Genomic DNA, 13,158 nt, shown 5'->3' on the forward strand with positions numbered 1-13,158 from the left:
CGTCCAGGATCCACCGGTTCTCCGCCTGCTGCCACGGCTGCATCCCTAGCGGCACCGACTGCTGCTGGGGCGCCGACTGCTGCGCCGGAGCCTGGAACCCGTCCAGGATCCACCGGTTCTCCGCCTGCTGCCACGGCTGCATCCCCAGCGGCACCGACTGCTGCTGTGGCACCGACTGCTGCTGCGGCGGGGTATCGCCCCAGCCCCCGGTGCTGAACGGCTGGCCCTGCTCCACGGAGAACCCCTGATCCTGCGGGAACCCCGGCTCGTCCCAGGCATCCGCACCCGCGAACCCCGGTGTCAGAAGCACTCCTGCCAGGGCAACGGCTGCCCCGCAGATCGCGAGACCGGATGACGCTCCGTACCTTCTCACCTTCATGATGATCTTCACTCTCGTTTCGATGACGAGTCGTCGTGAAGCGAGGGCCTCGCTTCACTCCCCGCCAACGACGCTATGCGCGAGACACGTTACGGATCGATGACAGCCGCGCCCAGGCTTTGCCGCGCCCCATACTGCGATATGGATGTGCTGGTGGCGGTCAGCGGCGAACGGGCCAGCGCAGGCGCCGAGGGCGCACGACCCGCACCGGTTGCGTGACCACGGCGTCGACGACCATCGAGCCGTCGGTGGGCCCGACGATCGCGATCGCCGAGGTCTCGGTCGCCTCGGCCGGAGCGACCGGGAGCTTCGCGAGACCGCGGTGGGCACGGACGTACGCGGGCACCAGCAGCAGGATCGCGCCGACCCAGGCGAGCGGGTTGCTGAGCGCGACGCCGTCGAAGCCGATCATGGCCCCGAGCACCACGGCCGCCCCGACGCGCATCACCAGCTCGATCACGCCCGTCGCGGTCGGCACGAGCGTGTGCCCGAGCCCCTGGAGCGCACCGCGGAGCACGAACAGCATGCCCAGTGCCCAGTAGCCGCAGCCGTTGATGATGAGCATCCGGTGCGCCATGTCGACCACGCCGTCGGAGCCCTCTCCGACGAACAGCCGCACCATGGGAGCGCCGAACGCGATGAGCAGTCCGCCGAGCACGATCGCGGCGGCCACCGCCATCCACGTCGCCTCGACCACGCCGCGGCGGATGCGGTCGGGCCGCCGTCCGCCGTGGTTCTGCGCCGCATACATCGACACGGCGAGCCCGAGCGACGAGAGCAGGGCGACCGCGAGGCTGTCCACGCGCGAGGCCGTGGTGTACGCCGCCACCGCGTCGGCGCCGAGGGTGTTCAGTGCCACCTGCACCGTGAGCGTCCCGATCGCGATGATCGACGCCTGGAAGCCCATCGGCAGGCCGAGACGCAGATGCTCCGCGATGTCGGAGCCGGTGATGCGCCAGTCGGCGCGGCGCAGGTGCAGCATCGGCAGGCGGCGCCGCACGAACTCCAGGCACAGGATCACCGACACGGCCTGCGCGACCACGGTCGCCAGGGCGGCCCCCGCGACGCCCCACTCCAGCGGCCCCACCATCAGGACGACGAGCCCCACGTTGAGCGCGCACGACACCGTGAGGAACACCAGCGGGGTCTTGGAGTCGCCGATCGCGCGGATGATCGCGGAGAGGTAGTTGAAGAACATGGTCGCGCCCGCGCCGAGGAAGCTGATCTGCGTGAACACCGTCGCCTCGGGCATGAGCTCGGACGGGGTCTGCAGCAGCGCCAGGATCGGCCCGGCGATGAGCGGCGCGACCACGGTGAGGATGACGCTGGTGATGCCGCTCAGCAGCACCCCGGTCGCGACCGAGCGGCGCACGGCGGCATCGTCTCGGGCGCCGAAGGCCTGGGCGACCGGGATCGCGAAACCGCTCGTCAGGCCCCACGCGAACCCGAGCAGCAGGAACAGGAGGCTGCCGGTCGCGCCGACCGCCGCGAGCGACTGGACGCCGAGGTGACGCCCGACCACGATCGCGTCGGCGAACTGGTACAGCTGCTGCACGACGTTGCCGAGCAGGAGGGGGATCGAGAAGGCGAGGATGACACGCCACGGACGGCCCGTGGTGAGGGTGGTGGCCATGAAGAGCGGCTCGCAGAAGACGAAGGGCGGATCGGGAAGCGACCAGTTTATCGAATCGTTTCGGGACGAGGGAACACCGGGGGGCGGAATGCCGGAGCTTCTCTGCCGATTTCGGGCGGGCGCACCGCGGTGGTTACTCTGCATCAGTCGCCGGCACGCGAGTGTCGCGGCGTGTCGACGAAGACCGGAGGAGACAGCGTGACGAAGGAAGACACGGGGGCGATCAACAGCACGGGGGCCACCGCCGATGCGGGGAGCGAGCAGCACCTGCGGCGGGCACTGAGCAACCGGCACATCCAGCTGCTGGCCATCGGCGGCGCCATCGGCACCGGCCTGTTCATGGGAAGCGGCAAGACGATCTCGGTCGCCGGGCCCTCGGTGATCTTCGTCTACATGATCATCGGGTTCATGCTGTTCTTCGTCATGCGGGCGATGGGCGAGCTGCTGTTGTCGAACCTGAAGTACAAGTCGTTCAGCGACTTCGCGAGCGACCTGCTCGGCCCGTGGGCCGGGTTCTTCACGGGCTGGACCTACTGGTTCTGCTGGGTGGTGACGGGCGTCGCCGACGTGATCGCGATCGCCGGGTACACGGATGCGCTCATCCCCGGCATCCCGCTGTGGTTCCCCGGCCTGCTGGTCGTGGTGATCCTGCTCGCGCTGAACCTGCCGACCGTCGCCGCGTTCGGCGAGATGGAGTTCTGGTTCGCGCTCATCAAGATCGTGGCGATCGTGGCGCTCATCGCGACGGGTCTGGTGATGGTGTTCACCGGCTTCCAGCACGACGCCGGCACCGCGAGCTTCTCGAACCTGTGGGAGCACGGCGGCATGTTCCCGCACGGGTTCATGGGCTTCGTCGCGGGCTTCCAGATCGCGGTGTTCGCGTTCGTCGGGATCGAACTCGTGGGCACCGCCGCCGCCGAGACCAAAGACCCGAAGCGCAACCTCCCGAAGGCGATCAACGCGATCCCGATCCGCGTGCTGCTGTTCTACGTCGGCGCGCTGATCGTGCTGATGGCGGTCACCCCGTGGACCGAGTACGTGGCCGGGGAGAGCCCGTTCATCGCGATGTTCGCCCTCGCCGGCCTCGGCATCGCCGCGACCGTCGTCAACCTCGTGGTGCTCACCTCGGCCATGTCGAGCGCGAACTCGGGCATCTACTCGACCTCGCGCATGGTGTTCGGCCTCGCGCAGGACGGCGATGCGCCGCGAATGTTCGCCCGCCTGTCGAAGCGTCGCGTGCCGCAGAACGCCCTGTTCCTCTCCTGCATCCTGCTGCTGTCGGGCGTGGGGCTGCTCTACGCGGGCAAGGACATCGGCACCGCGTTCGACATGGTGACCACGGTGTCGGCGGTGTGCTTCATGTTCGTGTGGACGATCTTCCTGTGCAGCTACCTGAAATACCGGCGCACCCGTCCGGAGAAGGCCGCGGCCTCGGCGTTCAAGATGCCCGGCGGCGTGTTCATGGTGTTCGTGGTGCTCGCCTTCTTCGTCTTCATCCTGTGGGCGCTCACCACCCAGCCCGACACGCTGACGGCCCTCCTGGTCACGCCGATCTGGTTCGCGATCCTCATCGTCGCGTGGGTGTTCGTGCGCAAGTCGCCCCATCACATCGCCCGGCACGAGGCGCACATCGCCTACCTGCGCGACGAGACCATCGACGCACACTAGACGCACGCGACTGCGCAGAATCGGCGGGCCCCCGGGAGGGGAGCCCGCCGATTCGCGTGTGACGCCGCGGTTCTGAGGAGTTGCGGCGAGGTCAGACGCTCGCAGTGGCGGACACGGGTGCCGCGACGGGTCGCGCGGCGGGCAGGCGCTTGCGCAGAGCGAGGAACAGCAGCACCATCCCAGCCGTGAGCAGCATGTGGCCCAGTCCGGCGATGCCGGCGATCATCTTGGACGACTCCAGGCCGAGCACCGTCAGGGAGCCGTGCCACAGCAGCATGGCCGAGGTGAGCACGAGTCCGGCGGTGTAGAGCCAGAAGAACCAGCCGAACAGGCGGCTCGCGGAGAGCGTGAACGCCCGCTCCAGCAGCAGCACGATCAGGTAGACCACGAAGCCCAGCACCAGCAGGTGGGTGTGCACGAGCCCGAGCTGCGTCGGGGCGCCCTCGGGGAAGTCGTTGAGCTTGGTGAACTCGCGGTAGAAGAGGCCGGAGGCGACCCCGGCGAGCATGGAGGCGAACGCGGCGTAGAAGAGTCGGCGCATGGGTGTTCCTTTCGGGTCACCCCCAGCCTCCGTCGGGCCGGGAATCCGCGGATCCATCGAACGGTGGAGATGCGCGGCTCAGATCACGCCCGTCTCGCGCGCGATCGCCACGGCCCTGGCGCGACTGTCCGCGCCGAGCTTCTCGAACACGTGCACGAGGTGGGTCTTGACCGTGGCCTCCGTCACGAACAGGGCCTTCGCGATCTCGCGGTTCGAGGCGCCCGTGGCGAGCAGCCGCAGCACGTCGAGCTCCCGGTCGGTCAGACGCACCCGGGGTGCCCGCAGCACCTGGCCGACGCGCTCGCTGAGCTCCGGCGTGAGGACGAGCCCGCCCGACGCGGCCGCACGCACCGCACGCACGATGTCGTCCGGGGCGATGTCCTTCAGCAGGTAGCCCGCGGCGCCCGCCTCGACCGCCCCGAGGATCTCGGCGTCGCGGTCGAACGTGGTCAGGATGAGCACGGCGGGGGCGGGGTCCTGCGCACGCAATGCCGCCGTGGTCTGCACGCCGTCCATGCCCGCGCCCAGCCGCAGGTCGCACAGCACCACGTCGGGGTGCAGGTGCCGCGCGAGGGCGACCGCCTCCTCCCCCGACGCCGCCTCGCCCACGACCTCCACGTCGTCGCGGTGGTCGAACAGCGACCGCACCCCCGCGCGCACGATGGGGTGGTCGTCGACGAGCAGCACCCGCACCGTGGTCACCGCAGCGCTCCCGTGTCCCGGGGGCCCGCGGTCCGCAGCGGCACGTGCGCCGAGAGGGCCGTCCCGTCGCCCGGGGCGCTCTCCACGTCGAGGCCTCCGCCGAGCTCCCGCAGCCGCGCCCGCATCGAGCGCAACCCGTAGCCGCCGCCCGCCCCCGTCGTGCCGCGCGCATCCCACCGGGACGCGTCGAAACCCGCCCCGTCGTCGACGATGTCGAGCCGCACGGCGTCGCCCGCATCCGCCAGGGTCACCACGACGCGGGAGGCGCCGGCGTGCGTGCGGACGTTCGCGAGGGCCGACTGCGCCGTCCGCAGCAGCGCGATCTCGGCGTCGATGCCCAGCGGCGGCAGCTCGTCGTCGGCGTGCAGGGTCGTGTCGATGCCGGTCTCGTCCGACAGGCGGTCGAGCATCCGCGCGAGGGCGTCGGCGAGCGCGGTGGACTCCAGCTCCGCGGGCATCAGGTCGTTCACGATGCGCCGCGCGTCGGCCAGCCCCTCGGCTGCGAGCGCACCGATCTGCTCGAGCGCCCTGGTGCGCTGTTCCTGGTCGTCGCCCGCGAGCGCCGCGCGTGACAGCATCCCCACCGACGACAGGCTCTGCGCGACGGTGTCGTGCAGGTCGCGCGACACCCTGGTGCGTTCGGCGCTCGCCCCCGACTCGCGCTGCATGCGGGCGAGCTCGTCCTGCACCGCGGCCATCTCCTCCTGCGTGGCCACGAGCGAGGCGATCAGCCGCCGTCGCTCCCGGCCGTCGCGCACCAGCACGAGGTAGCCCCGGGAGATGCCGAGCGCGAAGACCCCGCCCACGAGAGGACCGATCACGTTGGCGTACGTCGTCTCTCCGGTGTGCACGACCGGGGCGAGGATCACCACCGCGAGCACGAGCACGCTGAGGGGCACCGCCCACCGCAGCGGCAGGATGAACCCGGCGAGCAGCCACAGCGCGAACGCCAGCCACACGAACTCCGGCGACACGACCACGGCCCCGAGCCAGATGAGGGTGAGGCCGAGCAGCCACCAGGTGGCGAGGCGCCGGTCGGCCGTGCGCTCGCCGAGCAGCAGCCCGCCGCCGTACCACCCGAGGAACACCAGTCCGAGGGCGAGCACCCACGGCAGCGGCACGCCGTCGATCGCCGCCCTGACCACGCCCACCGCGAGCAGCACCGCGGTGATGACCGCCTGACCCACGCGGATCGAGCCCACCAGTGTCGCCCACGACCACCGACCGGTGCCGGGGCGCGGTGCGGGCTCTGGCGACGACATGCTCACATTCTTCCCCCGACGGCCCGCCCGTGCGTCCATCGTTCGACGGAGGCGGCGGACGACCTCGGTATCGTGAGGCCGTGACCGCCGCCCACCCCTACCCCGCGACGATCGCGGCCCCGGTGGAGCACGAGCTCGTGATCCGCAAGTCGCGCTTCCTGACGCTGGTCGCGCCCGTGGCGTCGGTAACCGACGCGGAGACCGTGATCGCGGGCGTGCGCAAGCGCGCGTGGGACGCGAACCACAACTGCACGGCCATGGTCACGGGGCTGCGCGGCGATCAGGCCCGCTCCTCCGACGACGGCGAGCCGTCGGGCACCGCGGGAGTGCCGATGCTGGAGGTGCTGCGCCGGCGGGAACTGACCGACGTGGTCGCGGTCGTGACGCGCTACTTCGGCGGGGTGAAGCTCGGGGCGGGCGGGCTCGTGCGCGCGTACGGCTCCGCGGTGTCGGAGACCCTCGACCGCGCGGCGCTCGTGCACCGACGGGCGTTGACCCAGACCACGGTCGAGGTGCCCCACGCCGACGCCGGGCGCTACGACAACCTGCTGCGGGAGTGGGCGCTGCAGCACGGCGCGACCCTCGGCACGCCGCACTACGGAGAGGCCGCGCGCCTGGAGCTGTGGGTTCCTGCGGAGGAGCTGCCGCGACTGTCCGACGACCTCGCCGCCGCGTCGGCCGGAGCCGTGCGCCTCGAAACCGGCGTCGAGCGCGTGGTCGACGTGCCCGCCTGACCGGCACTCCCGGCGGGCGCATACGCGCGGCGGCTATCCTGGACGCCGCGGTCGCGGAAGGAGAGCGATGTTCGACAGTCCGCTCTCGGCCTCGCCGTACGAGATCCTCGAGGTCGACCCGTCCGTCGACGATGCGGAGCTGCGCCGGGCCTACCGCCTCCGCCTCCGCCAGACGCATCCCGACACGGGCGGCGACGCCGCGGTGTTCATCCAGGTGCAGCGGGCGTGGAAGCTGATCGGCACGGCGGAGGGTCGCGCGGCCTACGACCGCCGCACGGGCGTGACCGACGACGGCGCCGAGTGGAGCGGCTGGCGACCGCAGACCGCGCGCACCGACACCCGTCCGCGGGCGCGGTCGTACGGACAGCCCGGCGGCTGGCGCCGCGAGCGCTACCTCACGCTCATCCGGGAGTGGGCGGGCTACGGGGTGGAGGTGCCCGACCCGTACGCGCCGGCTCTCGTGCGGGCCGCGCCGCGGGAGCTGCGGCGCATGCTGGCCGACGCCCTCGCGGAGGAGGCGACCGCGCGCACGGTGTCCGACCTCGGGATGGGCTTCACCGTGTGGCACGACGTCGCGGCCGGGCAGACGCCCGACGACAAGCTCGACCACGTGGTGCTCAGTCCCTCGGGCCTATACGGCATCATGTCGGAGGACTTCGGCGGGGTGGTGGGCTTCCGCCGCGGCGAGATCACCGGCCCGAGCCTGGGCACCAGGGCTCCGGTGACGGCGGCGCTCGGCCGGATGCGTCAGGTGGCGAAGGCCGCGAAGGTCAGGTTCGGCGGCGCGATCATGGTGCTGCCGGACGACGATCTGGCGCAGGCGGTGACCCCGCTCGGCAGCAGCCGCGGGGTTCCGGTCGTGGTGGTGCGGCGCAGTGCGCTGGGGATGGTGCTGCGCCAGGGGGTGCCGGGGGCCAGGGCGATCGGCGGCAACGAGCTGTTCGACGTGCGCACGCGCCTGCAGCAGACCGTCCGGTTCGTCTGACCCTCCGCTCGTCCGCGATCCCGCTCTTGACGCTTATCGTCAAACCGGTTTACACTCGTCAAACCGGTTCACGCACCCGAGTGAGCCCGACACCCGCGAGGAGGCGGCATGGGCCGCACCACGATCGCCGACGTCGCCCGCGAGGCCGGCGTCACCAAGGCCACCGTGTCGCACGCGCTCAGCGGCAACCGCCCCATCTCCGAGGAGACCAGGGCGAAGGTGCTCGCCGCGGCCCGCAAGCTCGACTGGGCTCCGAGCCAGAGCGCCAGAGCCCTCGCCACGCGCCGCGCCAACGCGATCGCCGTCGTCCTCGCGCGCGACCCCGAGGTCATCGCGAACGACTCGTTCTTCCCCGCGTTCATCGCCGGGGTCGAGTCGGTGCTCGCCGAGACCGAGACCGCGCTCGTGCTCCAGGTGGTGCAAGGTCGCGAGGCCGAGGAGCGCGCATACCGCATGCTCGCCCGCGGCCGGGCCGACGGCGCGCTGCTGCTCGACCTGCGCACCGACGACTGGCGCGTGCCCTTCCTCGACGAGCTCGGGCTGCCCACCGTGCTGGTCGGCGCGTACGACCAGCCCAGCCCGTTCTCGTGCGTGCGCACCGACGACGCCGCGCCGATGCGCGAGATCCTCGACCGGCTCCGCGCCGCAGGGCACACGCGCATCGCCCACGTGTCCGGCCCGCTCGACTACGTGCACTCGGCCGCCCGTGCCGCCGCCTACACCGAGGCCGCGGGCTCCGACGAGCTGCTGCGCGAGGGCGACTTCACCGCCGCGAGCGGGCGCGACGTGACCGAGGAACTGCTCGCGCTGCCCGACCGCCCCACGGCGATCCTCTACTCGAACGACACCATGGCCATCGCCGGGCTCTCCCTCGCCCGCTCGCAGGGTCTCGCGATCCCCCGCGACCTGGCCATCTCCGGCTTCGACGACGACCACCTCTCCGCCCACCTCTCCCCCGCGCTCACGAGCGTGTCGTCCGATCCGGCCGCCCGGGGCCGCGCGGCCGCCCGGCTGCTGCAGGAGAGCATCCTCGGCGCCGAACCGCGCACCGAGGTCGTGGACTGCAACGTCGTGCACTTCCGGGAGAGCACCGGCTCCTGAGCCCCCCGCACCCACCCATCGCGTCAAGGAGGACACCATGAAGAAGATCCGCGCAGCAGCACTCGTGGGCGCCGTCGCGCTCGTCGTCACCGGATGCTCGTCCGGCGGCGGAGGCGGCGAAGGCTCCGCCGAGGGCACCGGCCCCATCGACATCTGGCTGTCGAACAACGAGCAGGAGGTCACCTGGGGTCAGGCGGTCGTCGACGCCTGGAACGAGGAGCACCCCGACGAGAAGGTCACCGCGCAGGAGATCCCGGCAGGCTCGTCCTCGGAGGAGGCCATCACCGCGGCGATCACCGCCGGGACCGCCCCGTGCCTGGTCTACAACGTCGCGCCGGCGGCCGTGTCGGGCTGGGTCAAGCAGGGCGGCCTGGTCGACCTCAGCTCGATGGACGGCGGCAGCGACTACATCACCGAGCGCAGCGGCGACGTCGAGCCCTACGCCACGGACGGCAAGTACTACCAGCTGCCGTGGAAGTCGAACCCGGTCATGGTCATGTACAACAAGACCCTGTTCCAGGCCGCCGGGCTCGACCCCGAGGACCCGCAGATGAACACGTACGACGCGTTCCTGGAGGGGGCGCGCGCCATCGTCGACTCGGGCGTGCAGAGCGCCATCTGGCCCGCGCCGACGAGCGAGTTCTACCAGCCGTGGTTCGACTTCTATCCGCTGTACCTCGCCGAGACCGACGGCACCATGCTCGTGGAGGACGGCAAGGCCACGTTCGACTCGGACGACGGCAAGACCGTGGCCGACTTCTGGGCCACCGTGTACGAGGAGAAGCTCGCGCCGAACGAGGCGGCGACCGACGACGCGATGTCCGCCGGCACCACGGCCATGCAGCTCGCCGGCCCCTGGGCCATCCCGTCGTACGCCGAGACGGTCGACGTGGGCTTCATGCCCGTGCCGACCAGCGACGGCCGGGAGAACCCCACCACGTTCGCCGACTCCAAGAGCGTGTCGATGTTCACCGCCTGCGAGAACCAGGCGACCGCGTGGGAGTTCCTGAAGTTCTCCACGAGCGAGGAGGCCGACGGCCAGCTGCTCGAGGCGACCGGCCAGATGCCGATGCGCACGGACCTCACCGACACGTACGCCGACTACTTCTCCGCCAACCCGAACTATGTGGCGTTCGCGGAGCAGGCGGAGAACACGGCCGACGTGCCCAGCATCCCGAACTCGGTGGAGGCCTGGCAGGCGTTCCGCGACGAGTACTCGTCCGCGGTGATCTTCGCGAAGGAGTCGACCTCCGACTTCCTGAAGAACGCCGCCGCGAAGGTCGACGAGCTCGTCGCCGAGTGACATGACCACCGACAACCGACGGCTGCGCACCCGGTGGCTGGGTGCGCAGCCGATCGGCGGCCTCTTCGCGCTGCCGTACCTCGTGTTCGTGATCGCGATCTTCGCGTATCCGCTCGGTTTCGCGGTCTACATCGCCTTCCACGACTACTTCTTCACCGCGCCGGGCGCCGAAGTCGACCGGCCCTTCGTCGGCTTCGACAACTTCGTCACGGTGCTCACCGACCCGCGCGTGCTCGGAGCGTTCCGCAACACCCTCGTGTTCCTGGTGATCAACGTGCCACTCACGGCGGTGCTGGCGCTCGTGCTCGCAGCCGCCCTGAACACCGGCATCCGCTGGGTGGCCGCATACCGCGTGGCCTTCTACGTGCCGTACCTCACCGCGAGCGTCTCGCTGGTGGGCGTGTGGATGCTGCTGTTCTCGGGCAACGGGCTCGTCAACACGATCCTGGGGCCGCTCGCGCCCGACCCGTCGTGGCTCGTGAACAGCGCGCTGGCCATGCCGATGATCGCGCTCTACGTCACCTGGAAGCAGCTCGGCTTCTACATCCTGCTGTACCTGGCGGCGCTGCAGAACGTGCCGAAGGAGCTGTACGAGTCCGCCGAGACCGACGGCGCCGGCGCCCTCGCCCGGTTCTGGAACGTGACCGTCCCCGGCGTGCGCAGTGCGACCACGCTCGTGCTGATCCTCTCGATCATCACCGGGGCGAACCTCTTCACCGAGCCGTACCTGCTCACCAACGGCGGCGGGCCGGACGGCGCGTCCACCACGCCGGTGCTGCTCATCTACCAGCTGGGCATCCAGCAGCAGAACCCCGACACCGCGGCCGCGATCGGCATGATCCTGGTGGTGCTCGTGGGGATGCTGTCGCTGGCCGCCAACCGCGCGACGAGGGAGCGATGATGCGCCGGAAGAACACCCTGCCCCGCGTGCTGAGCGTGATCGCGCTCACGATCGCGGCGATCGGCTTCGCCTTCCCGTTCTACTTCATGCTGGTCGGCGCGTTCCAGGAGAACCCGACGAACTCGCCCAGCCAGCTCATCCCCACGGGCGGGTGGACGGTCGACAACTTCGTCGCGATCGACTCGCGCATCGACCTGGTCGGCTCGCTCGTCAACTCGATGATCTTCACGCTCGGCGTGCTGCTGGGCACCGTCGTGTTCGGCCTGCTCGCCGGCTATGCGATCGCCCGGCTCGACTTCCGCGGCCGCGGCGTGATCTGGGTGCTGATGCTGCTCGTGCAGATGGTGCCGTTCCAGCTGCTGATGATCCCGCTGTACGTGCAGATCACGCGCAACTACGGTCTGGGCGACTCGTACCTGGGCATGATCCTGCCGTTCCTCATCAACACGACCGCGGTGTTCATCTTCGTGCAGTTCTTCCGGGCGCTGCCCACGGAGATCTTCGAGGCCGCGCGCATCGACGGCGCGGGCGAGATCCGCCTGCTGACCTCGGTCGCGATCCCGCTGATCCGCCCCGTGCTGGTGACCGTGGTGCTGGTCACCTTCATCGGCCCGTGGAACGAGTTCCTGTGGCCGTTCCTCATCACGAAGGACGCGTCGCTGCAGCCGCTCGCCGTGTCGCTCGCGAACTACATCTCCAACGTCGCGCAGTCCACCGCCAACCCGAACGGGGCGATCCTCGCGGGCGCCACGGCACTCGCATTCCCCGTCGTCATCCTGTTCATCGTCTTCCAGCGCTTCTTCAAGGCCACCGACCTCGGCGCGGCCGTCAAGGGCTAGCCAGAAAGGGCATCCATGTTCACCGGAGCATCCTTCCCCCTCGGTCCGTTCACCCCCTACGAGGGGAACCCGATCCTGCGTCCGCGCGGCGACAGCTGGGAGTCGGCGAACCTCTACAACCCGGCGGCCCTGGTCGACGGCGACGAGGTGCTGCTGCTGTACCGCGCGCACGCCGACGACATCGTGTCGCACATCGGGCTCGCCCGCTCCCGCGACGGGGTCACGTTCACGCGCGAGGACGCGCCGATCCTCTCCCCCGTCGAGGACTACGAGCGCTATGGCTGCGAGGATCCGCGCATCGCGCTGATCGACGGCACCTACTACCTCACCTACACCGGCTGGGACCGTCACAGCGCGCAGCTGTGCCTGGCGACCTCGACCGACCTGCGCACCTGGACCAGGCACGGGCCGCTGTTCGACGACTTCGACACCTTCAAGACCATGGACCCGCGCGGGTTCAACTGGTCGAAGGCCGGGGTGATCGTCCCGCAGAAGATGCACGGCAAGTGGTGGATGTACTTCGGCGAGGGCGGCATCTACTGGGCGACCAGCGACGACCTCATCCACTGGACACCCGGCACCCCCGACACCGAGCCGATGTACACGCCCACGCCCGGCACCTGGGACGAGGCGCTGGTGGAGATCGGCACCTCGCCCGTGGTCACCGACAACGGGCTGCTGGTGATGCTCACCAACGGCGCCACACGCACGGTGCACGACGACGGCACGGTCGACGTCGACTACCGCTGCGGGCAGATCGCCATCGACCCGGACGAGCCGACGAAGGTCATCGCCCGGATGCAGGAGCCGTGGCTGCGCCCGCAGAGCTTCGAGGATCTGCACGGCCTGGTGTCGAACGTGACCTTCGTGGAGGGACTGGTGAAGTTCCACGGGAAGTGGTTCGCGTACTACGGCCAGTCCGACACGACCCTGGCCGTCGCGATCCACGACCCCGCGGAGCCGTGGGGCCGCGCGCTGCGCGAGGCCGAGGGCGAGGAGTGAGGCCATGGAGACCACGCGCCGCACCTTCCTGACGCTCGCCGCGACCACGTCCGCCCTGGCGCTGCTGCCCGTCGACGCCGCGGTGGCCCAGGGCACCGCGGCCGGATC

13 protein-coding genes are annotated in these 13,158 nt (G+C 70.5%); 8 read left to right on the forward strand and 5 right to left on the reverse strand.

Annotation, left to right across the window (positions count from 1 at the left end; translation table 11 throughout):
* Together DW309_RS16875 and DW309_RS16880 are read right to left on the reverse strand one after the other, a co-directional pair.
* Positions 1–310: hypothetical protein (locus tag DW309_RS16875; RefSeq protein WP_446724768.1), on the reverse strand; the 310-nt coding region annotated here is incomplete at its 3' end.
* A 229-nt stretch (positions 311–539) separates the two neighbouring features.
* Positions 540–2,012: an MATE family efflux transporter gene (locus DW309_RS16880; protein ID WP_136046031.1), complete on the reverse strand. Its 1,473-nt coding sequence runs from the start codon at positions 2,010–2,012 to the stop codon at positions 540–542.
* 222 nt (positions 2,013–2,234) lie between these two features.
* On the opposite strand from DW309_RS16880, the gene cycA reads away from it, so the two are divergent.
* Complete coding sequence (gene cycA, locus DW309_RS16885) at positions 2,235–3,680, forward strand: D-serine/D-alanine/glycine transporter (RefSeq protein ID WP_136046038.1); 1,446 nt, start codon at positions 2,235–2,237, stop codon at positions 3,678–3,680.
* A gap of 91 nt (positions 3,681–3,771) precedes the next feature.
* On the opposite strand, the gene DW309_RS16890 is transcribed toward cycA, so the two are convergent.
* The 3 genes from DW309_RS16890 to DW309_RS16900 form a co-directional block, all read right to left on the reverse strand.
* Positions 3,772–4,221: a DUF2871 domain-containing protein gene (locus DW309_RS16890; protein ID WP_136028573.1), complete on the reverse strand. Its 450-nt coding sequence runs from the start codon at positions 4,219–4,221 to the stop codon at positions 3,772–3,774.
* Positions 4,222–4,299: 78 nt separating this feature from the next.
* On the reverse strand, positions 4,300–4,923 hold the full coding sequence (locus DW309_RS16895) for a response regulator (protein WP_136046032.1): 624 nt from the start codon (positions 4,921–4,923) through the stop codon (positions 4,300–4,302).
* The gene (locus tag DW309_RS16900; protein WP_240753272.1) at positions 4,920–6,185 is read right to left on the reverse strand and encodes a sensor histidine kinase; all 1,266 of its coding nucleotides are present in this window, start codon (positions 6,183–6,185) and stop codon (positions 4,920–4,922) included. The genes DW309_RS16895 and DW309_RS16900 overlap by 4 nt, the downstream gene beginning before the upstream one ends.
* 80 nt (positions 6,186–6,265) lie before the next feature.
* On the opposite strand from DW309_RS16900, the gene DW309_RS16905 reads away from it, so the two are divergent.
* From DW309_RS16905 to DW309_RS16935, 7 genes are all read left to right on the forward strand, one after another.
* On the forward strand, positions 6,266–6,919 hold the full coding sequence (locus DW309_RS16905; RefSeq protein WP_136046034.1) for an IMPACT family protein: 654 nt from the start codon (positions 6,266–6,268) through the stop codon (positions 6,917–6,919).
* A gap of 67 nt (positions 6,920–6,986) precedes the next feature.
* Entirely contained in the window at positions 6,987–7,904 is a 918-nt protein-coding gene (locus DW309_RS16910; RefSeq protein ID WP_136046035.1) for a DnaJ domain-containing protein, read from the forward strand.
* Between the two features lie 108 nt (positions 7,905–8,012).
* Positions 8,013–9,005, forward strand: a complete 993-nt coding sequence (locus DW309_RS16915; RefSeq protein WP_136028568.1) for a LacI family DNA-binding transcriptional regulator — start codon at positions 8,013–8,015, stop codon at positions 9,003–9,005.
* Between the two features lie 37 nt (positions 9,006–9,042).
* Positions 9,043–10,308, forward strand: a complete 1,266-nt coding sequence (locus DW309_RS16920; RefSeq protein ID WP_136046036.1) for an extracellular solute-binding protein — start codon at positions 9,043–9,045, stop codon at positions 10,306–10,308.
* A 1-nt stretch (position 10,309) separates the two neighbouring features.
* Positions 10,310–11,209: a carbohydrate ABC transporter permease gene (locus DW309_RS16925; protein WP_136028566.1), complete on the forward strand. Its 900-nt coding sequence runs from the start codon at positions 10,310–10,312 to the stop codon at positions 11,207–11,209.
* Positions 11,206–12,048, forward strand: a complete 843-nt coding sequence (locus DW309_RS16930) for a carbohydrate ABC transporter permease (RefSeq protein WP_136028565.1) — start codon at positions 11,206–11,208, stop codon at positions 12,046–12,048. The genes DW309_RS16925 and DW309_RS16930 overlap by 4 nt, the downstream gene beginning before the upstream one ends.
* A gap of 15 nt (positions 12,049–12,063) precedes the next feature.
* Positions 12,064–13,050, forward strand: coding sequence for a glycoside hydrolase family 130 protein (locus DW309_RS16935; RefSeq protein ID WP_136046037.1), 987 nt, complete (start codon positions 12,064–12,066; stop codon positions 13,048–13,050).
* Positions 13,051–13,158 lie beyond the last annotated feature (108 nt).

This window comes from Microbacterium sp. K41 (assembly GCF_004794395.1).
Taxonomy (GTDB): domain Bacteria; phylum Actinomycetota; class Actinomycetes; order Actinomycetales; family Microbacteriaceae; genus Microbacterium; species Microbacterium sufflavum.